This is a genomic window from Pseudorhizobium tarimense, assembly GCF_022968135.1.
Taxonomy (GTDB): domain Bacteria; phylum Pseudomonadota; class Alphaproteobacteria; order Rhizobiales; family Rhizobiaceae; genus Neorhizobium; species Neorhizobium tarimense.
In genome coordinates, this window is the sequence record NZ_JALJRA010000001.1 from 286,658 (window position 1) to 312,412 (window position 25,755).

A 25,755-nucleotide genomic window follows, 5' to 3' on the forward strand; every position below is an offset into this window, starting at 1 on the left:
GCGTGCCAGGCAACGCCCTCGTTCCCGAGCTTGCGGTGTCCGACTGGCAGAGGAGCCGCAGCTTCTACTGCGACCTGATCGGCTTCTCCGTGCGCTACGAGAGACCAGAAGAAGGTTTCTCCTATCTTGTTCTCGACGGCGCCGAGCTGATGATCGACCAGATCGGCGTCGGCCGGACCTTCACCGTCGCCGACGCACCCGTTGAACGACCTTTTGGTCGAGGGCTCAACCTTCAGCTCAGAGTGCCTGACGTTGGCGCAATCCTTCGGCGCTTGGAGCTTGCGAATGTCTCGTTCTACCTGCCCTTGGAGGAGAAGTAGTACCGGCGCGACGACCGAGAGGTGGGCAACCGGCAATTCGTCGTGGCGGACCCGGACGGCTATCTTGTCAGGCCGTTCGAGGAACTTGGGGAGCGTCCCTTGGAAGCGTCTGCGGGCTGAACCGCCACTTGCGCTCGATCGCAGCTTCGACGCCCAGCTCGCTGGCGCGGGCGAAGAGCAGGATGTGGCCCAGGACATCTGCAGCCTCATCCGCCAATTCGCGCGCGAGGGCGTCGGACGTGCGTTCCCCAGTCCGGCCGCAACGGCTGATCCCGTTTCAAGCCTGGGTCAACTCACCGACTTCCTCGTGGCAGTTTCAGCACGTACCAGTCAAGATCCCGGGTGAGACCTTGGGTTCGGCATAACGGCGAGAGGCTGCCTCGACCTCCTGCATCAGGCGGCAGAGCATCTTCGTTCTCCCTTTGTGTTGCCACCTGACAATGATTCACCCGTCCACGCCCATTTGACCGTCCTTATTGGCGACGGTTCCAAGCCCTATCCTTGAGAGATTTCTTGCGGCGCCTTTTCCGACTTTGACTGCCTTTCAGGCGGAGTGGCAGAGACTGACTTTCCTTCTTCAACAATACTTAAGATTGCAGCATCTATCCTTGCGCCCGCTAAAACTATAGGGCGTGACATTGATCAGTTTGCACCATGAATTGAAAGGCATCTGGCGCCGGGGCGGCAAGCGCAACGTCATTGCTGGTGCGCTGAACGCTGCCCATCTCGCGTCGAATGCCGGTTTTTTTTCCAGCCACCGAGGTCGCGGTGCCATCTTTACGCTGCATCATGTCCGTCCGGCCGCACAACTTTTCGAACCGAACGCCCATCTCGAGGTGACGCCGGAGTTCCTCGACGCCGCCATCGTGCAGCTTCGTTCCGATGGCTATGAGTTCGTGCGCCTCGACGACGTGCCGGCGCGGCTGGCATCTTCCGATACCAAGCCGTTCGCTGCCTTTACCCTCGACGACGGCTACCACAACAATGCCGAATACGCGCTTCCAGTCTTCGAGCGCCACAAAGTCCCCTTCACCGTTTTCATCACGCGCGGGTTTGCCGAACGCACCTACTCGCTTTGGTGGGAAACGCTTGGCGCGTTCATGCCGTCAGCGAGCGAGCTCACGTTCGACTTCGGCAGTGGACCGGAGACAATCGACCTGTCAACGTCGGTGCGCATCCAAGACTGCGTCAAGAGGTTTGCACGTTACGTCTCGGAGCGCGATGAGGCAGAAGCCGTGGCTGCCATCGATACACTTGCGCGCCGGCATGGGGTCGATCCTCTCGAGCTGACGGCGCGGCTGGTGATGGGGCGCGACGATCTGCTGAGGCTGGTCGAGCATCCTCTCGCCGCGCTCGGCGCCCACACGATCAGCCACCGCGCTGTCAGCCGGCTTTCGCCCCAGGAGGCGCGCGAAGAGCTGCGCCAGTCGGCGGACTGGCTGGAGCGACTGACTGGCGAAAGGCCGTCGACCTTCGCCTTTCCCTATGGCACCCGCGCTGCCGTTGCGGCGCGCGATGTCGAGATTGCAAAAGATCTCGGCTTTTCCGTCGCCGTCACGACCCAGCCGGGAACGCTTTCGGAGCGATCGCTGGATCACCTGACCGGCCTGCCGCGGATCTCGCTGAACGGCTACTTCCAGCGACCGAAATACGTCTCGGCACTTGCCTCCGGCATCCCGTTTGCGCTGATGTCGCGCTAAGCGATCAGGGATACATCCGGACCTTTTCCCACTCTCCCTCCGGAGAGGCGCGGCGAAACTCAATGCGGTCGTGCAGGCGGAACGGCCTGTCGTGCCAGAACTCGATCGACACCGGCTTGATGCGGAAGCCGGACCAGTGGGATGGCCGCGGGATTTCACCGATGGCATAGCGGGTGGTGAATTCCGCAACCGCCTTCTCCAGAGCAAAACGCCCCTCGAGCGGGCGCGACTGCTTAGATGCCCAGGCGCCGATGCGGCTGCCACGCGGGCGGGTTGCGTAATAGGCGTCGGCTTCCGCGTCGGTCACGACCTCGACCTCGCCACGGAGCCGGACCTGGCGGCGCAGCGACTTCCAGTGGAAGCACATGGCGGCCTTCTTCCGGGCCAGGATTTCCCTGCCCTTCTGGCTTTCAAAGTTGGTGTAGAAGACAAATCCCGCCTCGTCATAGCCCTTGAGCAGCACCATTCGGACATTCGGCAGGCCGTTCTCGTCTACGGTCGCGAGTGCAACGGCAGTCGGATCGTTGATCTCGGAGGCCTCTGCATCCTTCAGCCACTTGCCGAAGAGCGTGAAGGGTTCGCTCTCTTCGGTAAAGTCACCGCTTGTTAACTCAATCTCAGACATATTGACTAAAACGCTCCCGACTGGTGAATTTGCCCGTGACTCACGCCCGAACAGGACGCAAGGTGGCATCGATAGCAAAGCCGAACAACTGCTCTTATAGGGCGATGCCGCGGGTTGTGCATCTGCTCGTTCTGGCGGCCACCGCGCTCGGTGCCGCCTCCTGCACCAGCAGCCTTGATCTTCTCGGCAGTGCCAAAGTAGATCGCTCCATCGCAACCGGCACCGTACCTGCCGTCGCCGCCTCCACCAGCAGTCTTTCGGATGAAGCGACTGTGCGCAATGCGGTAAGTTCGGCCGATCTTGCCAAGATCGGCGAAGCGCCGCTGCCTTGGGCCAATGCCGCGACAGGTAGTGCCGGCGTGGTCTCGACCATCCGAGAGGCCCGCAATGACGGGCATGTCTGCCGTGACTTCAAGACCACACGGCATTCCTATGACGGTATTGCAATGTTCTCCGGCCAGACCTGCCTCACCGGCAGTGGCGACTGGTTGCTGACGGCTTTCGACCGGCAGTAGAAACTTAACCGTTCTGCGGGCCGCTCCGTCCCCGTAACCACTGATTCAGAACTGTGCTGCTAACCTCCCCTTGAAGGGTGGATGCCGCGGTTGAGGAACCGCCGGAGTCCTGCCCGCGTTGTTGCGGATGTCGGGCCCGGATTGGCGCCCTCGCTCAGTGGAACCGGTGGTCATCGATGCGCGATCCTTATTCTGTTCTTGGTGTGCAGCGAAATGCCGATGCCGACGAGATCAAGTCGGCATGGCGGACCAAAGCGAAGTCTGTTCATCCGGACCACAACCAGGACGATCCGGCCGCCTCCAGCCGCTTTGCCGAAATCGGCCGCGCCTACGAGGTGCTGAAGGACCCGGAGCGCCGCAAGAGATACGACCGGGCCGTCGACGCGCATCAGACTATCCTGCAGCAGCGCCAGGCGGCGAGGGAAGCCGCGGAGCGCGCGAAGGCGGCTCGTGCCAATGCCGAGAAGGTGATGGAGGAGCTGGCGCGCGCCAATGCCCAGCGCGCCCAGGCGCAGGCGAACAGCGCCGGCGAAGCGGCCGAGGACATGGTCGAGAGGATCTTCGGCGCCGCTGCAGGTGGGGAAGGCAAGGAGAGCAGAAGTGCCGCTGGTGGCGCATCCGCCGCCTATCGCAAGGCTGCGTCTGCGGGGCCGCAAGACGCTCAGACAAGCCAAACGGCCCAAGCCGCAGACCCAATCCATGAGAACGCCGAAGAGGCTGCCAAACCGGAAGCCTCCGAGGCACAACCGCTGGCGGTTCAGGCGGTCGAGGTCATTGCTTCGCTGATGCGCCGCATCCGCCGCGTTGCACCACCGCCAGAGAAGGCGCCCGATCACGCAGTCGAGGCGAAGGCGACGCTGGAGGACCTGCTGAAGCTGAACCTCGTCGCGATCAAGCTCCCGGATGACCGCGAGGTGCGTCTTCCTTTGGAAGCCGGCATGACCGACGGTCACGTTGCCCGCATGAAGGGCCAGGGTCTCAAGGTGCAGGGTATGCAGCGCGGTGACCTGTTGGTGACGCTGAGGATCGAGAAGGACACCCGCTTCCGCGTCGACGGCTTTGATCTCCACACGGTGCTGCCGATCTCGTTGGAAGACGCCGTGCTTGGTTCCGAACGCGAGATCGAGACGCCGGAAGGGCCGCGAACCGTGGCGGTCCCTGCCTGGTCTGGTTCCGACCGCAACATCGTCCTGGAGGGCCTTGGCCTCCACGACGACAACGGCGGACGAGGTAATCTCATCGTCGAGATCCGCGTTCTGCTGCACGAGAAGCCGGACGAGAAGATCACCGACCTGATGCGCCACATGCGCGAAGGCCTGTATATCTAGGCAGGTTGCGCGATCACGCACCCATTGTTACCGCGCCTTACATGAGATGATCTGCGTTAACTTGAACGGCTGACCCGGCTATGCCATAGGCAACCTTCGATTTTTGCAGCACGATATTCGTCTCAGAGGGCATAGCATGGTTCAGGCTTCGGGCCTCATGGCAGGTAAGCGCGGCGTCATCATGGGCGTCGCCAACAATCGTTCAATCGCCTGGGGCATTGCCAAGGCCATCCACGCACAGGGTGGCGAGATCGCGCTGACCTATCAGGGCGAGGCCTTGAAACGGCGCGTCGAGCCGCTGGCAGCCGAAATCGGTGCCGTGGTTGCAGGCGATTGCGACGTTGGCGACGAAGCAAGCATTGATACGGCTTTCGCGGAAATCGAAAAGCTCTGGGGCAAGATCGACTTCCTGGTCCATGCCATCGGGTTTTCCGACAAGGACGAACTCACGGGGCGTTACGTTGACACGACCGCCGAGAACTTCGACAAGACGATGCGCATTTCGGTGTATTCCTTCACCTCCGTCGCACGTCGCGCGGAAAAGCTGATGACCAATGGCGGGTCGATGCTGACGCTGACCTATTACGGCGCTGAAAAGGTGATGCCGAACTACAACGTGATGGGCGTGGCGAAAGCCGCGCTTGAGGCAAGCGTGAAGTATCTGGCGGTCGACCTTGGCCCGAAGAACATCCGTGTCAACGCAATTTCCGCCGGCCCCATCAAGACGCTGGCCGCCTCCGGCATTGGCGACTTCCGCTACATTCTGAAGTGGAACGAGTACAACGCGCCGCTGCGCCGCACCGTCAGCATCGAGGAAGTCGGCGATGTCGGGCTTTACATGCTGTCCGACCTGTCGCGCTCGGTGACCGGCGAGGTGCACCACGCCGACAGCGGCTATCACGTTGTCGGCATGAAGGCCGTGGACGCGCCCGACATCTCGGTCGTCAAGGACTAATCCGGAGACCGTCTGCCGTGCTCATCTACATGATCCGGCACGGCCAGACGGACTGGAATGCCGAGGGACGCCTGCAGGGGCAGAAGGACATCAGCCTCAACGCCCTCGGCCGCGTGCAGGCAAGCCGCAATGGGGAGATGCTGCTGCGAGTGCCCGGCAGCGATATCGCCGGCTTCGATTTCGTTTCCAGCCCCCTCTCCCGCACGCGGGAGACCATGGAGCGCCTGCGCGGGGCCATGGGTCTCAACCCCGATGACTATCGCATCGATGAGCGCCTGCTGGAACTTTCCTTCGGTGACTGGGAAGGCCAGACGCTGGAAGAGGTCGGGCGCATTGCGCCGGAACGGGTTGTCGCTCGGTTAGAGCAGAAATGGAATTTCATTCCACCCGGACCATCTGCGGAAAGCTATGAAATCCTCTCCTGGCGCGTCGGTGCCTGGCTGAGATCACTGGCCGGGCCAACGGTGGCTGTGACGCACGGAGGCGTGGTCCGATCCGTATTCCGTCTGGTGACAAACCTCTCGGAAGATCAGGCTGCAACCATGACCGTTCCGCAGGACAAGATCCTCAAGGTCGATCTTGCAGACGGCACCCTGCACTGGTTCTAGATCATAGACGCTGCACGAGAGAATGCGGCGATCTAGCGGACGATCTCCAGATCGTCGACGACGCGATGCCCATCCACTTCCGTATAGAACACCAACACTTTGACGCCCGCCTCCAGACCTTCGAAGTTGAATTCGTCCGGAACCTTGTATGTCTGGCCGTCATCGAGGGTGAGGGTCAGCGAATTGACGTCGATGTCGTCGATTGTCGCCTCCACATCCGCGCTCTGGGCAAAGCCGCTCAGGGGAGACAGGAGACTGGCGGTAGCAAGCAGAGCGGCAATGAGGAGACGCATGGTGGGAGCCTTCGACGTAGCCTTTGAGCGATTGGACGACGCAAAGAATAGCCCTCCGATTGTGGCGAAAATCGCCCGCACCGATGACATTTTCCGTACAAGTTGTGACTAGAATCCTAACTGACTTCACGGGACTAGCACCGACAGGGCTCCAATTAGCGACAGCAACCTTGATGAGATTATCCCGAAAATGCCGATGCGGCGTGCAATGCCGCATTAACCCGCGACTGTTACACCTCTTCCATGAGCACTAGCTTTAAGAGGTGGAAGAGGTTGGGACGTTTGCTGTCGCTCGCGGAGCGCTTGAACAGCCTCTTCAGGCAAAACCACATCTTCTTCGCCGCCATGGTCGCGGTTGCCTTGGCGGTGATTGCCGTTGCCCTGTCGCTCGACCGGCGACATCAGGTGCAGTATCAGCAGGAACTGCATGAACAGACCCAAAGGGCGGCTGCAGCCATCTCCCGGCGTCTCTCTTCGCGCATCCAGATCGATCTCGCTTCCGCTCAGCGCCTCAGCCAGATTGCCTCTCACCAACCTGCTGGCTTTCAGGCTCTGCTTCACCGCGTGGTCGAACAGGAACTTGCGAAGCACTCCCACGTCATCGGCCTCGGATTGGCACCCGACTTCAGGCTCGAGCGGGTCTTCAGCCGCGCCTCCTCACCTGCAATCCAAGCAGACGCTGCCAGATCCCGCGATCGTCTGACGGCGCTGCTGGATGGCCCCTTGTCGAAGCGCAAGCCGATGATGGTGAGCTTCCCCGGTAAGGCCTTTCTTGCTCTGATCCGCCCAAACGACGGGGAATTCGATGTCAGGGAAGCTCCCGGTGCGGCGGTGGTGCTGATCGACAAGCAGCAGCTGATGCGGGAGGCGGGTGTTGCCCCTTCCGCAGCACTGGAAGCGCAGATGCCAAGCCTCGACTGGTTGGACGTGGCGGTTGTCGACCTTGGCCAAACGCAGGATCAGCTGTTCTTCGGCGATCCGTCGATTTTGGAGAAGCGTCCCTTGAGCTGGAACATGACGGTGGTGGACACCACCTGGCAGATCCTCGCCGTTCCAAAGAGCGGCTGGGATGTGGCGGCTCCAGACCAGTTGGAATACCGGTTCTCGCTTGCGCTCGGCGGCCTTGCCCTCATCGTGCCGGTCGTGATGGCGAGCCTTCTAATCGGCGAACGAAATCGTAACATCACTGCGCTCAAGGCCCGCGAAGCCAATCTTCTCGAGCTGTCTCAACGCTTCAACCTCGCAATGGAAGCGTCCAACATCGGCATCTGGGAGGTTACACGCGACGGCCAGCATCTGTTCTGGGATGAACGCGCCGCCGCCGTGCATGGTCAACCCGCCAGCGGTCTCGACAATCGGCTCGAGGACTGGCTGGAGGTGATCCATCCGCAGGATCGGCCGGCCGCCGAGGCTCATTTCTTCACCTGCACCTGCGTCAGACACGCCTGCAGCGAAACCTACAGGGTGCTGCTGCCTGACGGCACGGAGAGGCATGTTCGCTCGGCCGGAGCAAGTTATCGCAACCCCGACGGAAGCATGCGTACGGCGGGTATCGTGTGGGACGTTACGGCCGACGAGATGATGACGCAGACGCTGCGCCAGGCCAAGCAGGTGAGCGACATCAAGAATGCTGAACTGGAACTGGCGCTGGACGAGCTTTCCAGGCGGGAGCAGGAGCTGGAGGAGCTTTCCAACAAGCTGGACCTCGCGCTTGCGTCCTACAGCTGCGGGATTTGGGAGTATGACCCTTTCACCAACGTGGAACGCTGGGACGAACGGATGTGCCAGCTCTACGGCATCCCCTACACTGACGGCATCATCTCCAAGTCCCAGTGGTTCGCGCTCATCCATCCGGACGACCGGGCCCAGGCGGAGGACGTATCGGCGCGATTCCTCAGCCGCGATATTCAGGATGCGCTGGTCGTTCGGGTTGCGAAGCCTGACGGAGGTATCCGCTACATTCGCTCCGTCGGTCAGCTGCAAATGGACCGCAACGGCAACAGGAAGATCATCGGCATTGCCTTCGACGTCACCGAAGATGCACTGCTGACGGCAGAACTGAAAGCCGCTAAGGCAGAATCGGACGCAAAGAACGCCGAACTTGAGGTGGCAAAGAGCCGGATCGAGCACAATGCGCTGCACGATCCGCTGACGTCGCTGGCGAACCGGCGCAAGCTGGACATGGAGCTCGATCGGATCTCTCGGGACAGCCGGGAGGAACGTCAGAAATTCACCATCCTCCATCTCGACCTGGACAGGTTCAAGCAGATCAACGACACGCTTGGTCATGCAGCTGGCGATGCAATGCTCACTCACGCATCCGAGGTCCTGTCACGCAACGTCCGCGGCAGCGATCTCGTCGCACGGATTGGCGGCGACGAGTTCGTCATCCTGGCGAGGGGCAGCAGCGGCAGTGACGAGATGGCGCAGCTTGCCGGACGCATCATCGCCGAACTACATCAACCGATCGATTTCGACGGCTTCGAGTGCCGATGCGGCGTCTCGATCGGAATTGCGGTTGCCGGCGGCTTGAATATCGATGCGCGTCGCATCCTCGTCAACGCCGACATCGCTCTCTACCGGGCAAAGGCCATGGGCCGGAACCGCTATGAGTTCTTCACCCAGAACCTGCAAGCGGAGATCATCAGCCACAAGCGGACCGCCGATGAGGTGCTGGCCGGTATCGACAACGACGAATTCGTCACCTGGTATCAGCCGCAGTTCAATGCACAGACAAACGAGCTGACCGGCGTCGAAGCGCTCGTGCGCTGGCGACATCCGCATTTCGGCATCCTGGCACCGGACCGGTTCCTGAAGATTGCCGAAGATCTCAACGTCGCCGCAACGCTTGACCATATCGTTCTTCAGACGGTGCTGAAGGACAAGATGCGGTGGACAGCCATGGGGCTGCAGGTACCCAAGGTTTCCGTCAACGTTTCCTCGCGCCGTCTGCATGACGAAGGACTGGTGGGAACGCTGCGCAGCCTTTCCATCCGGCCTGGAGAGATCTCGTTTGAACTCGTGGAATCGATCTTCCTCGACGAGCACGAGGATATCGCCGCCACCAATCTCGACCAGATCAAGGCGCTCGGCATTGATATCGAGATCGATGACTTCGGTACCGGACACACCTCGATCGTGAGCCTTCTGAAGCTCAAGCCAAAGCGGTTGAAGATCGATCGGCAATTGGTGATGCCGATCCTGAACTCGCCGCAGGAGCGGGCTCTGGTGCGCTCCATCATCGACATTGCCCGCTCGCTGGGTGTGGAGACCGTAGCGGAGGGCGTCGAAACGATGCAACATGCCGCGCTGCTGCGGGATCTTGGATGCGACCTGCTGCAGGGCTACGCGTTTGCGCGGCCGCTTGGCTTTGAGGATTTCACGCAGATGGCGCTTGCAAACTGGGCAAGAGCGGCGGCCTGAGGCCGCTCTGCCGGCATAAGTAGGGCTTGTCGCTCGGCGCCGTTTTCCATAAGACAGCCGCGTCGGGGTCCGGCACCCCTCCAAATTCGGTCTGCCATGTCTCACAACACCTTTGGCCATCTCTTCCGCGTAACCACCTGGGGCGAGAGTCACGGTCCCGCTCTCGGCTGCGTCGTCGACGGCTGCCCTCCCGGCATCCGTCTGACGCTTGGCGAAATCCAGAGCTGGATGGACAAGCGCAAGCCCGGCCAGTCCCGCTTCGTGACGCAGCGGCGCGAAGACGATATCGTCAAGATCCTTTCCGGCGTGATGTTCGACGACGACGGTGAGACGATGATCACCACCGGCACGCCGATCTCCATGCTGATCGAGAACACCGACCAACGCTCCAAAGACTATGGCGAGATTGCCCGGCGCTACCGGCCGGGACATGCCGACTTCACCTATGACCTGAAATATGGGATCCGCGACTATCGCGGCGGTGGCCGCTCCTCTGCCCGTGAAACGGCCGCCCGTGTCGCCGCAGGTGCCGTTGCGCGCAAGGTACTTCCCGACCTCGTCGTCCGCGGTGCGCTGGTGCAGATCGGCAAGCACAAGATCAACCGCGAAAATTGGGACTGGGCACAGGTCGATCAAAACCCGTTCTTCTGCCCGGATCAGCAAATGGTGCCTGTTTGGGAAGAGTACCTGGACTCCATCCGACGGGCCGGATCTTCGATCGGTGCCGTGGTCGAAGTCGTCGCCGACAACGTTCCGGCAGGCCTTGGCGCCCCTATCTATAGTAAGCTGGACCAGGACATCGCGTCCCTGCTGATGTCGATCAATGCCGTCAAGGGTGTTGAAATCGGCGAAGGTTTCGCTTCCGCGGAACTCTCGGGCGAGGAGAATGCAGACGAGATGCGGACGGGCAACGACGGGACACCGCTGTTTCTTTCCAATCACGCCGGCGGTATTCTTGGCGGCATTTCTACCGGGCAGCCGGTCGTTGCACGCTTCGCCATCAAGCCCACCTCCTCCATTCTGACCGAGCGCCAATCGATCGACGCGGACGGCAACAATGTTGAGGTTCGTACGAAGGGCCGACATGATCCGTGTGTCGGCATTCGCGCCGTACCGATCGGGGAGGCCATGGTCGCCTGTGCAATCGTCGATCATTACCTCAGGGACCGGGGCCAGACCGGCCGGCTGCGATAAGGAAATTCCCATGGCCTATGACCAGAAGCGTGTCGTCGACGCCATCCGTGCCTTCGAGGCCGGCGAGATCGTGGTCGTCACCGACGACGACGACCGCGAGAACGAAGGCGACCTGATCGTTGCCGCCGTTCATTGCACGGCGGAAAAGATGGCCTTCATCGTACGCCATACCTCGGGCATCGTATGCGCGCCCATGCCAAGGGAAGAGGCAAAGCGGCTGAACCTCAACGCCATGGTGGCGGAGAACGATTCCGCCCATACGACGGCCTTTACCGTCACCGTCGACTTCAAGCACGGCACCACCACCGGGATTTCCGCCGACGACCGGACGCTCACCGTCCGCAACCTTGCTAATCCGAACGCGGGGCCGGCCGATTTCGTCCGTCCCGGCCACATCTTTCCGCTGATCGCCCGCGAAGGCGGCGTTTTGATGCGCTCCGGCCATACGGAAGCCGCGGTCGATCTGTGCAAGCTTGCAGGCCTGCCTCCGGTCGGCGTCATCTGCGAACTGGTCAACGACAACGGCAGCGTGATGCGCGGCCCGCAGGTGGCAGATTTCGCTGTCACGCATGGTCTGAAGCAGGTGTCGGTGGCGGATCTGATCGCGTACCGCCAGCGCAAGGAAACGCTGATCGAACTGCAGTCGCAGTTCGAGGTGGAGACGCCTTACGGCAAGGCGAAGGGTCATGCCTATTCGCTGCCTTGGGACCCGATGCAGCACGTCGCCATCATCTTCGGTGACATCCGCGACGGCATCGATGTTCCCGTTCGGCTGCATCTGGAAAATGTGGCGGACGACGTCTTCGGCACCCGCCGTCCGGTCGACCGCTACATGCAGACGATCGCCGGGGATGGCCGTGGCGTGATCATCTACCTGCGTGAAGGCTCGGTCGGCGTCGGGCAGAAGGATCACGGCCGCCGGCATCGCCACGATCAGGAGGCGCACGAGCAGGCGCAGGCCCGCGAAAGCGAGTGGCTGGAGATCGGCCTGGGTGCGCAGATCCTGAAGGATCTTGGGGTCAGCTCCATCAAGCTTCTTACCCGCAGCGAGCGCCATTATGTGGGACTGGAAGGCTTCGGCATCCGGATTGCGGAAACGGCGATCTGCTGAGATTGTGACCCGGGCTGCTGTGATTAGCCGGTGATCGGGCCTTCGACGTGCGGCTCAAGGGCGCCGCTCCATGCCAGCCGATAGACATCCCCCTGCCGCACCGACTGAACGGCGGCAGGGCGCAGGACTGCGAAGCAGGTGCCTCCCTTCTTTCGGACGGAGGGATAGATGATGCCGTTCAGGCCGGCGGCCCTTACCTGCTCCGCCAGCGCATTGCCGGCAGGGTAACCGATTTCCTTGTCGGCCTGCAGGCTCGGATGCGTCGGCCTCTCGCGCAGATCGGCGAACTCGCCCGACACGCTGCAGAACATTTCCGCATATTCCACCACGGTCTTAAAGCTGCCGGTCCGGGCCAGAAACTCGGTCATGTGAAAGATGATCTCCGCAAGGCAGGTCTCCACGGCGAGTGCGGCATACCAAGCGCCACGATACTCGCCGTTGAAGCGGTTCGGCTCCCGCGGCTTTGCATAGGCGAAACTCGCATTGATGAAGTGCGCATGCGGCACGTCGGAGACCAGCTCGTTGGCGGCCAAGCCGGTGATCCCGGTCACCTCCGCCACCCTGCGGCTACTGGTCGCGCTCTCGATCTCCGCCAATTGCTCCAGTTCCGCCTCGTCATCGACGAGCGGCGCGAGCACCGCCTCGCGAAGCCGCGCCGTCGTCACCAGTCGTACCGTCTTCGGATAGGCCGTGGTGATAACCGGAACGCCATCAACCAGCACCTAAAGGCCTCCGCGCACCGCGTCAACATAGCGGCGGGTATCCAGCATTAGAGGGATACCCCCCTCGATCATCGACGTGACGGGTGTGCGGCCTGCGAACAACGGCCCGGTATTCGGCAGCATCGGCCAGCGGTCGGCCATCGCGTCGGCAAACAGGAGATGCAGGCCCTTGTAGATCCCGATCAGAACCGAGACCCGCGTCATCTGATCCTGGCTCAGCGTGCGGCGCCCCTCACCCTCCGGCTTCAATCGCTCCCAGGTGCTGACCGAAACACCGAGAAGTGCTGCGGCCTGGGCGCTGGTCAGACCCCATTGCTCGACAAGTCGGCGGTAGGCCTTGAGGGCGGTGCCGGCAAGACGAGCCCGGTCGGCCTCCACTGCGAACCCCTGCAGCGTCACGGGGTTTGGGATACCCTTCTGCTCCAATGCCTGCACCATAGGCCATCTCCATCAACTGACGGATAAATATAGTTCATTTGAGGGCTCTTCGCCAGCCCTGACTATCCGCGCCACCCGTCGGCATAGGTGACCCCTTCGACGCCTGCGAATTTCGCCACGCGCGCAAGCTCCGCCTCCAGCTTCTCCAGCCGTCCGGCGGAAGCGCGTAAGCAGCCCTCCAACCACAGCCGCCGCACATCCAGGCTTCCCGTCCTGCGGTTGGCCTTCATGTCGATGCGGCCGATCATCCGGTCGCCCTCGATCAGCGGAAAGACATAGTAGCCGTACTGGCGTTGCGACTCCGGCACGAAGATCTCGATCCGATAGTTGAAGTTGAACAGCCGCTCGGCACGGTTGCGATCACGCAGCAGCGGATCGAAGGGGCTCAGCACCCGGACGCGTCTCGGGGGTTCCGGAACATCCCCCAGCTGTTCTGGGAACCCTGCAAAGGAGTGCGCCGCACGAGGACGGCTGCCGTTTGCGCTTTGGATCACCACATCAGTCAGTTCGCCGCGATGGGCGTCTACCCACTCTTTCGCCTCCTGCGGGGTGACGAGGGCCCAGAAGGCGGCGATTTCTCCGGATGTTGCGAAGCCGAGCCTTTCAAGCGCGCTGCGGCAGGCCCAGTCGATGAATTCTTCGTGGCTTACTTCCGGTTCATGGTAGCGGGCTGGCAGGACGCGCTCGGTGAGATCATAGATCTTCTGGAAGTTGACCCGGCCGGCGATGGCGAGCTTGCCGGTGTGCCAGTAATATTCGAGCGCGGTCTTGTTCGGGTGCCAGTTCCACCAGCCGCCGGATTTGTGTTCTTCCGCCTTCATTTCACGGGCCATGATCGGCCCGTTCTCGACGATCCGCTGATAGGTTTCCTCAAAGGCGCTGTCGAAGTCTTCGCCCTGCCATTTGCGCCAGCGTTCGCCAATCACCGCCTCCCGTCTGACAAAGCGATGCTTCCAGTAGCGGAAGAATTTCGACGGGATGACCGAGGCGTCATGGGTCCAGTGCTCGAAGAGCTCGCCTTCCTTCTCCAGCAGCTGCCGCAGGTGGTCTCGGCGATAGGTCTGATTGCGGGAGAACAGGATCATGTGATGGGCGCGTTCGACCGTCGCGATACTGTCGATCTGAACGAAGCCGAGCTTCTCGATCAGTGACAAAAGATGCTGCTTGCTCAAACTGCGGGTGGGCGGCTGGGACAAGCCCTGCCGTTCCAGAAAGATCTTTCGCGCCAATAAGTTCGAGATGAGAATCGCCATGACAGTAGACTAGGATGATCCAGGGCAGTCCGCAATGTTCACGATCTGTTTTGCGTTCCCCTCCCCGCTCATCCGGTCTATAGCAGCCGGCGGACTGAGAGGTGGCGCGTGGACATCCGTTTTGAGCAGGCAGGAGCGACCTTCGGCGACCGCGTGGCAGTCGAGCCGCTGACGCTGTCGTTGACGGAGCGGCGGATCGCCATCATCGGCCTCAACGGCTCCGGCAAGACAACGTTTGCCCGGATGATCAATGGTCTCGTGAGACCGACAACGGGGCACGTGACGATCAACGGGTTGGACACTGTAGGCGACGGCGAGGATGTGCGCAGCCAGGTCGGCTTCATCTTCCAGAACCCGCAGAACCAGATCATCCTGCCTATCCTGCGCGAAGATATTGCGCTTGGCCTGAAGACCCGGCGGCTTCCTGTGGCAGTGGTGGATGACGCCGTTGAAGCCATCCTTGCTCGGTTCGGGATCGAACATCTGGCAGCGCGACGGGCGCATGAGCTTTCGGGCGGTGAGTTGCAGCTTGCCGCCCTCGCTTCCGTTCTCGTGACGGAACCGGAGATCGTCATCCTGGACGAGCCGACGAACCAGCTGGACCTGCGCAACCGGGCGCAGGTAGAAACGACGCTACGCCTGCTGGACGAGAGCGTGCTGGTGATCAGCCACGACTTGGCCCTGATCGAGGATTTCGACCGTGCGCTGATGTTTCACGAGGGGCGCCTCGCCGCGGATGGTACGCCTTGCGAGGTCATCGCGGAGTACCGGAAGATCGCGGCGCCATGAAATCGCTCTATGTCGAAGGCGACAGCTTCTTTCACCGCCTGCCGCCGCGCCCGAAGCTCATACTCCTGCTCGTTGCGAGCCTTGCCCTCTTCTTGACCCGCTCGCCCCTTCTGCTCGGCCTGGCCGCAGGTGCCGCCGCGCTGCTCTACAGCTCTCTCGGGATCGGCTGGCGGCAAAGCAGGATCCGCCTGCGGCCGATCCTGCTGACGATCGCGATCGTGGCGCTGGCGACCCTTGTGTTAAACTCCATGGAGGAAGGTATCGCGGTCCTGCTGCGGCTGACGACGCTGATGCTGCTGGCTGCCGCCGTCAGCGCCACGGTGCCGATCGGCGACTTCATCAATGAGGTGACGCTTGCGGCTCGACCGCTGGAGAGGCTGGGACTGGTGAAGGCGTCCGACATCGGACTTTCCGTCGGGCTCGTTATCCGCTTTGTTCCGGAGGTCGATTCACGGTTTCAGCAACTGCGACAGGCACATCAGGCGCGGGGGTTGAAGGTACGGGCAACGACGATGATTGTGCCGCTGATCATCCAGACGCTGAAGTCTGCCGACGAGATCGCCGCGGCGATTGACGCGCGCGGCATCCGTGGGCAAAGACAGGCGCGAAATTCGGAGGATTCTCGATGACCACACGCGATCTCGTCCTTGCCGCCCTGTTTGCGGCCATCATCGTTGCGCTCGGCCTGCTGCCGCCGATCATGCTCGGCTTCATTCCCGTGCCGATCACCGCGCAGTCGATGGGCGTGATGCTGGCCGGCGTCATTCTGGGCGCACGGCGTGGAACCGTTGCGGTGCTGCTCGTTCTCCTGCTCGCGGCCATCGGCCTTCCGGTGCTCTCCGGTGGACGTGGGGGACTGGCCGTCTTTGCCGCACCCACCACAGGCTACCTGATCGGCTGGGCGTTTGCTGCCTTCACGACCGGTTTCATTGCCGAGCGCGTCGTCAGGCCATCGCAGACCTCGCTCACCCAGACGCTTGGCTTCTTCGTCGCGGCAGTGGCGGGCGGCGTGGTGGTTCTTTATGCCTTCGGCATCACCTATCTCGCCTTTATCACCGGCATTGGCATGAACAAGGCGTTCATCGGCTCCATGGCCTTCATTCCGGGTGACGTCGTCAAGGCGGTTGTTGCGGCTCTGGCGGGCCGCGCCGTTTTGGCAGGCTACCCGCTGCTGCCGGCCCGTGCCTAGTTATCGGGGCTGACCCGATCTCGACGCTGGTGCCGCCTTACCATTCCGCGGCGGCCCGAATCTCGGCATCGGTCAGACCAGCAGTGATCTGCGACATCACCTCGTGCTGGCGCTTGCCGCTGCGGAAAGCCTTCAGCTGCGTGTCGATGTAGATGACGTTCTCGCCCGCAAGGTGAGGCGCGTCCTCGATCACTGCCAATCCGTCCGCTCCATGACAGGAGACGCAGACAGAGGCGCCATGGCCTCGCTTTTGCCCGGCGGAAGTTTTGCGCTGACCGGCTGGGAAGCATACCACGCGGCCAGATCGGCAATGGTCTTGTCATCAAGCCTCTTGCCACGACCGACATCATCTCATGCGTGCGGTGCCGTCGCGAAAGGCCGTGAGCTGGTGCATCAGTTCGGTGGCGCTTTCGCCGCCGATGTGTGGCGCGATCGGAATGCGCGCACGACCGTCGATGCCGTGGCAGGTGCGGCACATACCCGCTTTCTGGCGCCCGGCCGCCGGATCTCCCGGCGGCTCCTGTCCCGATGCAAGGTCCGGTCTGCCTTGGGGAAAGACAGGCCGCCCAAGGCGAGGATTGCGATCCAACGCATCAATTGCCCTCGTACCAGATGCGGTAGAGCGCTCCGACAAGATCGTCCGAGACCAGGATCGAGCCGTCGCGCAGTTGCGCCACGTCGACGGGGCGGCCAAGATATTCACCGTCCTCGTCGATACAGCCTTGCGCGAGCGGTTCGCTCGTGGCCTTCCCCTCGTCATCCGCGTAGGCCACCATCACCCGCGCACCGATCGGGGTGGTGCGTTTCCAAGGCCCGTGCTGGGCCGAGAAGATGGCGTTCCGATACTTCTGCGGGAACATGTCGCCGCTATAGAACGTCATGCCGAGCGGCATGCGCATCCATCTCGATGGCCGGCATGACGACTTCGACCGGCACCTCCTGGCCCTCGTATTCCTTCCTCCTAACGTTGCGGCCACCGTACCAGGGGTGCCCGAAGTTCTGCCTCGCAGCGGTCTGCCGGTTGATCTCGCCGAGCGGTATGTCGTCACCCATGCCGTCCACCTGGTTGTCGCTAAACCAGGGCTCCCCCGTGACCGGATGGAAGTCATGGCCGACGGAGTTGCGCACGCCGCGGGTAAGACCTCCCGGCCCGTCCCATCGGTGTTGATGCGGATGATCCCGCCGATGCCCCACTTGTTGAACTCGTCCAGGCTCTCGGCCGGAGCGACGTTGAACGGCTGTCCAAGCGAGATGTAGACCTTGCCGTCCGGCCCGACCTTGCAGACCCGCGCGGTGTGGTTGAAGCTCTCATGTTGCGACGGGATCAGTTCCCTCTGCTTGATCAGGTTGAAGGCCGCAACGTGGGGGCTTTCCTAGAAGAACTTGGCGGCGGGAAACAGGAGCACACGGTTCTGCTCGGCGATGCAGAGGAACCCGTCATCGGAGAAGCGAGGGCCGTTCGGAATCGCGGAGGTCAGCGAAGGTGCGAAGTCCTTCACCTCGTCGGCCACACGATCCTTGTTGGGGTCGTGACCGCCATACCTTGTCCTTGCGCGTGCCGACAAAGGTGACAATCCCTTGCGCGCCGACAGCCATGTGGTGGGCGTCCGGCACAATGGCATAGAGCCCGATCTTGAAGCCTGGCGGAAGCTTGATCCGCTCGAGGTTCTTCTTGCCCCCCCCCTCGGCATAATCTCCGCCTTGCTCGATCATGGTGAACTTGGTCGTGCCGGTCGTCTGGAAATTAGACAGCTTCTCCAGATTGTCGGGCACGTCAGGGGTCTGCGCGTGAGCGAGGCCGGCGGCAAGCGCGAGCATGGCTACGGATGACAACAACTGTTTCATGATTTTCTCCCAGATCAGTCACGTCGTTATGCGCACGCCACGCGGAGCGGCGTGTCAGAGTGCATCCTCGTCATGTCATTCAATCAGGGCTGCCATGGCGTCTGTGCTTCCCAACACGCACCACATCGGCAATTAAGAAACCGAACCCGTTCGCTGTCAGTTCGATAAGAGGGCGGCTCACGCGCCCAGGTCACAGGAACTGGTAGAGCCAGTCGCGGAGGTCTTCCGGCAGGGCGACGGGCTCCCGCTTCTCCCGGTCGCAGGCGGTCCAGACGATTTCCGTCTCCGCCACCTCTTCGTTGCTGCGCATCATGCGCACCAGGAAGCCGGCGGACTTGCCGCCGATCTTGCTGACATGCACGTCCATGCGCACCACGTCGCCCACGTGGAGCGCCGCGTGAAGGGTGCAGGTGACCTTGCTGACGGTGAAGTGCGGATCGGTCGCCGCAGCCGGACGGCGGGCCCAGAACGTCGTCAGCGCCTCCTCCGCACGGTGAACGTAGACGGCCCGGAACATCTCCCCATGCAGATCCACGTCGCGAAAGGGAACCTTGAACTCCAGATACTCGACAGCTTCCTTGGCCACGTAACCTCCAGCATACCCCTCTTCATGTAAGCGCATTCCTTTCGCCTCCACAAGCTGGGCGACCGCGGCAGCTTGAAAAGCAAGGCCTTCTGCGCCATGTCGTGGCAAACCGGAGACGCCGCCTGATGTCCACCCGCCTTTACGAACACGACATCTTCCTCGACCACCGGACACCGGAAGGTCATCCGGAACGCCCGGACCGGCTGCGGTCGCTGGCGATCGCTCTGCAGCACCCGAACTTCGAGAAGCTTGACCGGAAGAAGGCGCCGCAGGCCAACGAGGACGCCGTCCTCCTGGCCCATCCGGAGGAACACCTGCGCTCGGTGATGCGTGAGATTCCGGAAGAGGACGAGATCCACCAGATCGAGGCCGATACCTATGTCGGGCCGAAGAGCCTGCAGGCGGCGCTGACCGGCATCGGGGCTGCGATGGCGGCCGTCGACGATGTCTTCACGGGCAAGGCGGATAATGTCTTCGTCGCCGCCCGGCCGCCGGGTCACCATGCCGAGAAGACGAAGGCAATGGGCTTCTGCCTCTTCAACAACGCGGCGATCGCCGCGCGTCACGCGCAGAAGACCTATGGCGTGGAGCGCGTGGCGATTGTCGACTGGGACGTCCATCACGGCAACGGAACGCAGGACATCTTCTGGGACGATCCTTCCGTGCTGTTCTGTTCGACGCACCAGATGCCGCTTTACCCGTGGACCGGCGCACGCGACGAGACCGGCACCAAGGGGAACATCGTCAATGCGCCGCTGGAGGCGAATTCCGCCAGCGAACATTTCCGCGACGCCTTCAAGACGCGCGTGCTGCCGGCGCTGGAGGATTTTCGGCCGGACTTCCTGGTCATTTCGGCAGGTTTCGACGCTCATCACCGCGACCCGCTGGCGCAGATCAACCTCGTCGGCGACGATTTTGACTGGGCAACCGGCCGTCTGATGGAGGTCGCCGGCAAGTATTCCGGCAACAGGCTTATCAGCCTTCTGGAGGGAGGATATGATCTGGAGGGCCTCGCCGAGTCGGCGGGATTGCATATTTGCAGACTGATGAAGGGCTGAAGATGACCGAGAGCGGCGAAACCATTGATGTCAGCGGCTACACCTTCGAGAAGGCCGTGGCGGAGCTGGAAAACATCGTCGCTCGGCTGGAGCGCGGTGACGTGGCGCTCGACGAGTCGATTGCCATCTACGAGCGCGGCGAAGCTCTGAAGAAGCATTGCGAGAAGCTGCTGACAGCCGCCGAGAACCGCATCGAAAAGATCCGCCTCGACCGCTCGGGACGACCGCAGGGTGTCGAGCCGCTCGACAATGGATAAGCTCGGACGAGCCTCGAGACCTATCGTTCTGTGTATGCTGCATTTCTGACACAAAGCGATTGACGGGGCCGACCCGCCTCCCCATGATAGCGCCATTGAACGATGGTCTTGGGAGGAAAAATCGTGAAATCAATCAAGCTCATGCTTGCGGCAACGCTGGCGGTTTCGGCAAGCTTTGCAACGACTGGTGCGAAGGCGCAGGAATTCATCAACGTACTGACGGGCGGTACGTCCGGCGTCTATTATCCGCTCGGCGTCGCGCTTTCGGAAATCTACGGCGAGAAGATTGAGGGTGCGCGCACGCAGGTGCAGTCCACCAAGGCCTCCGTCGAAAACCTCAACCTGTTGCAGGCCGGCCGTGGCGAGATCGGCTTCTCGCTCGGCGATTCAGTGCAGATGGCCTGGGAAGGCAATACGGAAGCGGGCTTTCCCGGCAAGCTGGACAAGCTGCGCGGCATCGCTGCCATCTACCCGAACTATATCCAGATCGTGGCCAGCAAGGATTCCGGCGTCAAGACGCTCGCGGACCTGAAGGGCAGGAGCCTTTCCGTCGGTGCACCAAAGTCCGGCACGGAGCTGAACGCCCGGGCCATTTTCGAAGCGGCCGGCATGTCCTACGAAGATCTGGGTAAGACCGAGTATCTGCCGTTCGCTGAATCCGTCGAGCTGATCAAGAACCGTCAGCTGGATGCGACGCTGCAGTCAGCCGGTCTGGGTGTCGCGTCGATCCGCGATCTTGCAAGCTCTGTGCCGATCAACGTCGTCGCCGTGCCGGCGGCCGAGGTGGAGAAGATCGGCGCGCCCTACATCCCGGTGACCATCCCGGCGGGTACCTATGAGGGCCAGGAGGAAGACGTACAGACTGCCGCCGTCGGCAACTTCCTGATCACCCACGAGGATGTCTCAGAAGAAACGGCCTACCAGATGACCAAGCTCCTGTTCGAGAACCTGGATCGTCTCGCTGCCGCCCATGCGGCCGCCAAGGCCATCGATCCGAAGAAGGCCCTGGAAGGCATGCCGGTACCGCTGCATCCAGGTGCAGAGCGCTACTACAAAGAAGCTGGGCTGATGCAGTAGTCCGACACCTAGGCTTCTGTCCCGCAGCCGCGTGCCCGTGGCTGCGGGATTTTCTTGTTGCGCAGACATCCGAGGGTTTCGATGAGCGATCTAGCAGCTGTGGAGAGCCGGCCGGCTCCGCATTCTACGGAAGAGGCGGTTGAAGGCCTCCCGCCCGGCTTCGGCGAGGGCTTAAGCGGGCGGATCGCATTCTGGATTGCCTTTACCTTCTCCTTGTTCCAGCTCTGGACCGCCGCCTATGGCACACTGCCCAGCCAGGTGGTACGGGCCATGCACGTGGGCTTCCTGCTGCTTCTCGGCTTCGGGCTGATCGCCAACCTCGTCGCCAAGCGGCCTGCCGCGAAGATCTGGTTCTGGGCGCTCGGGATCGTCGGCTTCCTGACCGGGATCTACAACTGGATCTTCTATGAGGATCTAATCCTGCGCAGCGGCTTCCTGACCGGCATGGATCTCGCGGTCGGAACGGTCGTCATCGCGCTCGTCTTCGAAGGCGCCCGGCGCCTGATGGGCCTGCCGCTGACGGTGATCGCTGCTGTCTTCCTCATCTACTGTTTCTTCGGCCAGTATTTCCCACCGCCCTTCATCCATCGCGGCTACGACTTCGAGCTTATCATCGAGCACTTCGGCTTCGGCACCGAAGGCATCTACGGCACGCCGATCTATGTTTCCGCGGCCTATATCTTCATCTTCGTTGTCTTTGCCGCCTTCCTTGAACGGGCTGGCATGTTGGCTCTGTTCAATGACTTCGCACTCGGTCTGGTCGGCACTTGGCGCGGTGGACCGGCGCAGGTTTGCGTCATGTCGTCGGCGCTGATGGGGACGATCTCCGGCTCCGGTGTTGCCAATGTGGTGGCAAGCGGCCAATTCACCATTCCGCTGATGAAGCGCTTTGGCTTCCGCTCGTCGTTTTCGGGTGGCGTGGAGGCAACCTCCTCGATGGGCGGGCAGATCATGCCGCCGGTGATGGGTGCCGTCGCCTTCATCATGGCCGAAACCCTGAACTTGCCTTACGCGGATATCGTCAAGGCGGCGCTCATCCCGGCAATCCTCTATTTCGGCGTCTGCTTTTGGATGGTGTTCCTCGAAGCGGGCAAGGCAGGCTTGCGAGGCATGAACAAGGCTGAACTACCGAACCCCTGGCTTGCCGTGAAGGAGCATTGGCCGCTGATCCTGCCGCTTGCGGCGCTGATCTATCTGCTGTTTGCCGGCTATACGCCGATCTTCGCCGGCACAATGGGGCTGGCGCTGGTGGTCGTGCTGATTCTGGGCATGCCGCTGGCCGCCCGCATCGGCCCGCTGGCCTTCCGGATCGTCTTCTGGTTGACGCTCGGTTTCGCCGCAGCATCCTTCTTGGAGTTCGGCGTCAACATCCTGGCGCTTGTCATCCTCGGGCTGATCGTCGCGTGCCTGTTCGTCAACGGGGGGCGTGAAACCCTTGCTATATGCCGGGATGCGATGGCCCAGGGCGCCAAGAACGCGCTGCCCGTCGGTATTGCATGCGCCATCGTCGGCATCGTCATCGGCACGCTGACGCTGACCGGGATTGCCTCCACCTTCATCGGCTTCATCATCCGCGTCGGGGAGGACAACCTGTTCCTGTCGCTCGTGCTGACGATGATCACCTGCCTGATCCTCGGCATGGGCATCCCGACCATCCCGAACTATATCATCACCTCGTCGCTGGCCGGTCCTGCCCTGCTGGAACTCGGCGTGCCGCTCCTCGTCAGCCACATGTTCGTCTTCTATTTCGGCATCATGGCCGACCTGACGCCGCCGGTAGCGCTGGCCTGCTTTGCGGCAGCCCCGATGGCGAAGACGTCCGGGTTCAAGATCTCGATTGAGGCGACGAAGCTTGCAACGGCGGGATTCGTCGTTCCCTTCATGGCCGTCTATGCACCGGCGTTAATGCTGCAGGATGCGGGGCCGATCGCTGCGGCCTGGGGCTATCCGGTGGAAGTCGCCTATGTCTTCGCCAAGGCCTGCTTCGGCATTGCGCTCTGGGGCACCGCCGTCGTCGGCTTCATGTTGACGCGCATGGCGATGTGGGAGCGGCTCCTGGCCTTCGCAGCAGGCGCCAGTACGATCGTGGCCCTGCCTCTTACCGACGAGATCGGTTGGGTGCTCGGCATCGGGGTGATCGCGCAGCACTGGCTGCGGGCGCGCCGGAGCACCCGCATCGCCGCGGCGCCATGACCGCCACCATCGGCCTCTGCCTGCTTCTCGGCGGCAAGACGACAGTGATCGCCGCGTCCATGTTCACGCTGTCCTGGAACCACTCGGTGCAGAAGACGGAATGGCGGGAGACATGGGCGGTGACAGCTGCAGGACTGAGGCTGACGGAAGCGGCGGTCGAGAGTTCGGGGGCCGGCATGGAGCCGGGCGCTAATGCCGTTCTCAGGGATGGCTGGTGGGTCTGGGCGCCCAAGCTACCGGTGCAGCCGCGGCTGACGCTTGCCGCGTCGGGCGCGACCGGGGGCGGCTGGACGCTCTGCCACCCTGGCGGTTGCTCCGAGATCGGCGCGAAAGTCGGCGAAAACGTGGTGCTTACGCCCTGTCCATGAGGCAGTCGTTTTCCGGCGGAAGGTGCGGCTGTATCTTCTGCCGGAACGTTGGAACAACGAGCCTGCATCATCTGTTGCACCGTAGCACAAAAGAGACAGGTGATACGATGACGACTGCGACAGGAACGCCCCCCCATCAGCCCCCCGCAAAGCCCAGCGACGAAGCGGACGAGAACCAGCTCAAGATGGCCGCCGAAGAGGGACAGAAGTACCTCGCCTCCCTCGAATACATGGCCACCAAGGTGGCCGACACAGGCGGCAAGACCCGCGCAGGCGACTATATCGTCGGTTTCGCCCAGGAACGTGCCGAGGGCATGTACCATATGAAGAACGGCAAGCTGGAGTGGATGGAAGCGCCCTCCGACATGAACTGCCATATGGAGATCGCTGTCGCCGATGCGGCCGACAACCGCTTCATCCCCTATCTCGACATCGACTGCACCCTGTCCAAGGACGGCACGGTGGTGACATCGTTCAAGCCGGACTTCCTCTGGCACCCGGGCCTCTATCACTACGGCAAGGACCTGATGCTGCCGGACGGCGATGGCACCTACGACCTCAAGATAAAGATCGCGCCGCCGACCTTTCCTCGCCATGACGAAACGAACGGCAAGCGCTTCGCCGAGCCGGTCGAGGTGGAGTTCAAGGGCATCAAGATCACGACGGGCCACGAATAGTCCGCCTCGCCCTGACATTTTCTTACAGGCCTTCTCAGCCGCTTCAGCCGCGAATGGGGAGGCCATCTCACATCGATCCGCCGGATCTCGGAATGGAGGCGCAGCGGCCCTGTCTAACACATTGTTCGCGGGATTGGGATAGGCAGGGCGTCTAGCGAATTGTAAGTAGCGCCACAGGATCGGATATCCGGCGAGGGATGAGGATCGATCCGCCACTCCTGACGTGAGGTGCATCCATGTCCTTCTTTCCCGGCATCGATCCTGAACCCGGCGACAGCTTCGCCTGCGATGCAATCGAAGACCTCATCATCCCGCGTTCAAGCGACATCGGTGGCTTTGCCGTGCGCCGGGCGCTGCCGACACGGCAACGAAGGCTGGTCGGCCCCTTCATCTTCTTCGACCGGATGGGACCGGCGCTACTGCGGGCGGGGGAGGCACTAGACGTCAAGCCGCATCCCCACATCGGGCTATCGACCGTCACCTACCTGTTCGACGGCGAGATCAAGCATCGCGACAGTCTCGGGACGGAGCTTGTGATCAAGCCCGGCGACATCAACCTCATGACCGCCGGCCGCGGCATCGTGCACTCGGAGCGGACACCGGAGAACCTGCGCGGCAAACCCCTCTCGGTATCCGGCCTGCAGACTTGGCTCGCGCTTCCGGACGAAAGAGAGGAGATCGAGCCAGGTTTTTCCCATACAGGCGCCGAGGTGATGCCGGTGATCGACAGCGGCGGTGCAAGCGGCCGCATTGTCATTGGCAGCTTTGCAGGCCTCTCCTCGCCCGTGCCGACCTTTTCCGACACGCTTTATGTGGACCTGTGGCTTGAACCACAGCGCGCCTTCCCCTTCCCCGCCGATCACGAGGAACGGGCGATCTACATCCTCTCCGGCGAGCTGGAAATCTCTGGTGATCGTTTCGCTGCCGACCAGTTGCTGGTGTTGCGACCGGGGGACGAGATCACGCTCACGGCCGGCGACCAAGGATGCCACCTGATGCTGTTCGGCGGTGCGGCGCTGAACTCGAAGCGCTATATCTGGTGGAACTTCGTGTCCTCTTCGAAAGATAGGATAGAGCAGGCAAAGCAGGAGTGGCGGACGGGCAAGTTCGACATCGTGCCGGGGGACGAGGAAGAGTTTGTGCCTTTGCCCGAGAGATGAAATCCGCTAAGGCACTTACTTGAAAAAGCCCATTTCCTCCTCATGTTGGAGGCATTGATCGCATCCGAAAG

The 25,755-nt window shown here is 62.0% G+C and carries 26 protein-coding genes and 3 pseudogenes; 19 read left to right on the plus strand and 10 right to left on the minus strand.

Annotation, left to right across the window (positions count from 1 at the left end; genetic code table 11):
• Nucleotides 1-2: 2 nt before the first annotated feature.
• Nucleotides 3-440 (plus strand): annotated as a pseudogene (locus MUU54_RS01475) (bleomycin resistance protein).
• Here MUU54_RS01475 and MUU54_RS01480 read toward each other — a convergent pair.
• A pseudogene (locus MUU54_RS01480) lies at nt 388-729 on the minus strand (nucleoside triphosphate pyrophosphohydrolase family protein). The pseudogenes MUU54_RS01475 and MUU54_RS01480 sit on opposite strands and share 53 nt — an antisense overlap.
• 238 nt (nt 730-967) lie before the next feature.
• On the opposite strand from MUU54_RS01480, the gene MUU54_RS01485 reads away from it, so the two are divergent.
• Nucleotides 968-2,020, plus strand: coding sequence for a polysaccharide deacetylase family protein (locus tag MUU54_RS01485; protein ID WP_247242406.1), 1,053 nt, complete (start codon nt 968-970; stop codon nt 2,018-2,020).
• A gap of 4 nt (nt 2,021-2,024) precedes the next feature.
• Here MUU54_RS01485 and pdxH read toward each other — a convergent pair whose 3' ends face one another.
• A complete protein-coding gene (pdxH, locus tag MUU54_RS01490; RefSeq protein WP_247242231.1) occupies nt 2,025-2,645 on the minus strand; it encodes a pyridoxamine 5'-phosphate oxidase in 621 nt (206 codons plus the stop codon).
• A 104-nt stretch (nt 2,646-2,749) separates the two neighbouring features.
• Between pdxH and MUU54_RS01495 the strand changes: the two genes are divergently transcribed.
• From MUU54_RS01495 to MUU54_RS01510, 4 genes are all read left to right on the plus strand, one after another.
• Entirely contained in the window at nt 2,750-3,160 is a 411-nt protein-coding gene (locus tag MUU54_RS01495; RefSeq protein ID WP_247242407.1) for an RT0821/Lpp0805 family surface protein, read from the plus strand.
• 176 nt (nt 3,161-3,336) lie between these two features.
• Nucleotides 3,337-4,488, plus strand: a complete 1,152-nt coding sequence (locus tag MUU54_RS01500) for a DnaJ C-terminal domain-containing protein (protein WP_247242232.1) — start codon at nt 3,337-3,339, stop codon at nt 4,486-4,488.
• A gap of 136 nt (nt 4,489-4,624) precedes the next feature.
• Entirely contained in the window at nt 4,625-5,443 is an 819-nt protein-coding gene (gene fabI / locus MUU54_RS01505; RefSeq protein WP_247242233.1) for an enoyl-ACP reductase FabI, read from the plus strand.
• Between the two features lie 17 nt (nt 5,444-5,460).
• Nucleotides 5,461-6,051 (plus strand): histidine phosphatase family protein, encoded by a 591-nt coding sequence (locus tag MUU54_RS01510; RefSeq protein ID WP_247242234.1) that lies wholly within the window; start codon nt 5,461-5,463, stop codon nt 6,049-6,051.
• A 32-nt stretch (nt 6,052-6,083) separates the two neighbouring features.
• Here the strand turns inward: MUU54_RS01510 and MUU54_RS01515 are convergent, their stop codons facing one another.
• Entirely contained in the window at nt 6,084-6,344 is a 261-nt protein-coding gene (locus tag MUU54_RS01515) for a DUF1344 domain-containing protein (RefSeq protein WP_247242235.1), read from the minus strand.
• Nucleotides 6,345-6,617: 273 nt separating this feature from the next.
• On the opposite strand from MUU54_RS01515, the gene MUU54_RS01520 reads away from it, so the two are divergent.
• The 3 genes from MUU54_RS01520 (at nt 6,618) to ribB (ending at nt 12,072) form a co-directional block, all read left to right on the plus strand.
• Nucleotides 6,618-9,767, plus strand: coding sequence for a bifunctional diguanylate cyclase/phosphodiesterase (locus MUU54_RS01520; protein ID WP_247242236.1), 3,150 nt, complete (start codon nt 6,618-6,620; stop codon nt 9,765-9,767).
• A 96-nt stretch (nt 9,768-9,863) separates the two neighbouring features.
• Nucleotides 9,864-10,961 (plus strand): chorismate synthase, encoded by a 1,098-nt coding sequence (gene aroC, locus MUU54_RS01525; RefSeq protein WP_247242237.1) that lies wholly within the window; start codon nt 9,864-9,866, stop codon nt 10,959-10,961.
• 10 nt (nt 10,962-10,971) lie between these two features.
• On the plus strand, nt 10,972-12,072 hold the full coding sequence (gene ribB, locus MUU54_RS01530; protein ID WP_247242238.1) for a 3,4-dihydroxy-2-butanone-4-phosphate synthase: 1,101 nt from the start codon (nt 10,972-10,974) through the stop codon (nt 12,070-12,072).
• A 23-nt stretch (nt 12,073-12,095) separates the two neighbouring features.
• Here the strand turns inward: ribB and MUU54_RS01535 are convergent, their stop codons facing one another.
• The 3 genes from MUU54_RS01535 to MUU54_RS01545 form a co-directional block, all read right to left on the minus strand.
• Nucleotides 12,096-12,794 (minus strand): RES family NAD+ phosphorylase, encoded by a 699-nt coding sequence (locus MUU54_RS01535; RefSeq protein WP_247242239.1) that lies wholly within the window; start codon nt 12,792-12,794, stop codon nt 12,096-12,098.
• Nucleotides 12,795-13,232 carry a helix-turn-helix domain-containing protein gene (locus MUU54_RS01540; protein ID WP_247242240.1) on the minus strand — a complete coding sequence of 146 codons (438 nt, stop codon included), beginning with the start codon at nt 13,230-13,232 and terminating at the stop codon, nt 12,795-12,797.
• Between the two features lie 62 nt (nt 13,233-13,294).
• Nucleotides 13,295-14,485 (minus strand): winged helix-turn-helix domain-containing protein, encoded by a 1,191-nt coding sequence (locus MUU54_RS01545; RefSeq protein WP_247242241.1) that lies wholly within the window; start codon nt 14,483-14,485, stop codon nt 13,295-13,297.
• Between the two features lie 108 nt (nt 14,486-14,593).
• Between MUU54_RS01545 and MUU54_RS01550 the strand changes: the two genes are divergently transcribed.
• Genes MUU54_RS01550 through MUU54_RS01560 form a run of 3 tightly spaced genes read left to right on the plus strand, consistent with a single transcriptional unit; the run spans nt 14,594 to nt 16,463 of the window.
• A complete protein-coding gene (locus MUU54_RS01550; protein ID WP_247242242.1) occupies nt 14,594-15,274 on the plus strand; it encodes an energy-coupling factor ABC transporter ATP-binding protein in 681 nt (226 codons plus the stop codon).
• The gene (locus MUU54_RS01555; RefSeq protein ID WP_247242243.1) at nt 15,271-15,903 is read left to right on the plus strand and encodes an energy-coupling factor transporter transmembrane component T family protein; all 633 of its coding nucleotides are present in this window, start codon (nt 15,271-15,273) and stop codon (nt 15,901-15,903) included. The genes MUU54_RS01550 and MUU54_RS01555 overlap by 4 nt, the downstream gene beginning before the upstream one ends.
• Nucleotides 15,900-16,463 carry a biotin transporter BioY gene (locus MUU54_RS01560; protein ID WP_247242245.1) on the plus strand — a complete coding sequence of 188 codons (564 nt, stop codon included), beginning with the start codon at nt 15,900-15,902 and terminating at the stop codon, nt 16,461-16,463. The genes MUU54_RS01555 and MUU54_RS01560 overlap by 4 nt, the downstream gene beginning before the upstream one ends.
• Nucleotides 16,464-16,500: 37 nt before the next feature.
• On the opposite strand, the gene MUU54_RS01565 is transcribed toward MUU54_RS01560, so the two are convergent.
• The 4 genes and pseudogenes from MUU54_RS01565 to MUU54_RS01575 form a co-directional block, all read right to left on the minus strand.
• A complete protein-coding gene (locus tag MUU54_RS01565; protein ID WP_247242408.1) occupies nt 16,501-16,656 on the minus strand; it encodes a c-type cytochrome in 156 nt (51 codons plus the stop codon).
• A 153-nt stretch (nt 16,657-16,809) separates the two neighbouring features.
• Nucleotides 16,810-16,941, minus strand: a complete 132-nt coding sequence (locus MUU54_RS24480; protein WP_281433168.1) for a c-type cytochrome — start codon at nt 16,939-16,941, stop codon at nt 16,810-16,812.
• Between the two features lie 115 nt (nt 16,942-17,056).
• Nucleotides 17,057-18,308, minus strand: a pseudogene (locus tag MUU54_RS01570) (PQQ-dependent sugar dehydrogenase).
• Nucleotides 18,309-18,498: 190 nt separating this feature from the next.
• Complete coding sequence (locus MUU54_RS01575; protein WP_247242247.1) at nt 18,499-18,930, minus strand: acyl-CoA thioesterase; 432 nt, start codon at nt 18,928-18,930, stop codon at nt 18,499-18,501.
• 89 nt (nt 18,931-19,019) lie between these two features.
• Here MUU54_RS01575 and MUU54_RS01580 point away from each other — a divergent pair, with 89 nt between their 5' ends.
• The 7 genes from MUU54_RS01580 (at nt 19,020) to MUU54_RS01610 (ending at nt 25,684) form a co-directional block, all read left to right on the plus strand.
• Nucleotides 19,020-19,952 (plus strand): histone deacetylase family protein, encoded by a 933-nt coding sequence (locus MUU54_RS01580; protein ID WP_247242249.1) that lies wholly within the window; start codon nt 19,020-19,022, stop codon nt 19,950-19,952.
• Between the two features lie 2 nt (nt 19,953-19,954).
• Entirely contained in the window at nt 19,955-20,209 is a 255-nt protein-coding gene (locus tag MUU54_RS01585; RefSeq protein WP_247242250.1) for an exodeoxyribonuclease VII small subunit, read from the plus strand.
• Nucleotides 20,210-20,350: 141 nt separating this feature from the next.
• Nucleotides 20,351-21,286 carry a TAXI family TRAP transporter solute-binding subunit gene (locus MUU54_RS01590; RefSeq protein WP_247242409.1) on the plus strand — a complete coding sequence of 312 codons (936 nt, stop codon included), beginning with the start codon at nt 20,351-20,353 and terminating at the stop codon, nt 21,284-21,286.
• A gap of 81 nt (nt 21,287-21,367) precedes the next feature.
• Complete coding sequence (locus MUU54_RS01595; protein WP_247242251.1) at nt 21,368-23,479, plus strand: TRAP transporter permease; 2,112 nt, start codon at nt 21,368-21,370, stop codon at nt 23,477-23,479.
• Nucleotides 23,476-23,847: a DUF1850 domain-containing protein gene (locus tag MUU54_RS01600; RefSeq protein ID WP_247242252.1), complete on the plus strand. Its 372-nt coding sequence runs from the start codon at nt 23,476-23,478 to the stop codon at nt 23,845-23,847. Before MUU54_RS01595 ends, MUU54_RS01600 begins: the two co-directional genes overlap by 4 nt.
• Nucleotides 23,848-23,954: 107 nt before the next feature.
• Nucleotides 23,955-24,524: an iron transporter gene (locus MUU54_RS01605; RefSeq protein WP_247242253.1), complete on the plus strand. Its 570-nt coding sequence runs from the start codon at nt 23,955-23,957 to the stop codon at nt 24,522-24,524.
• 236 nt (nt 24,525-24,760) lie between these two features.
• Nucleotides 24,761-25,684 (plus strand): pirin family protein, encoded by a 924-nt coding sequence (locus tag MUU54_RS01610; RefSeq protein ID WP_247242254.1) that lies wholly within the window; start codon nt 24,761-24,763, stop codon nt 25,682-25,684.
• Nucleotides 25,685-25,755: the final 71 nt, after the last annotated feature.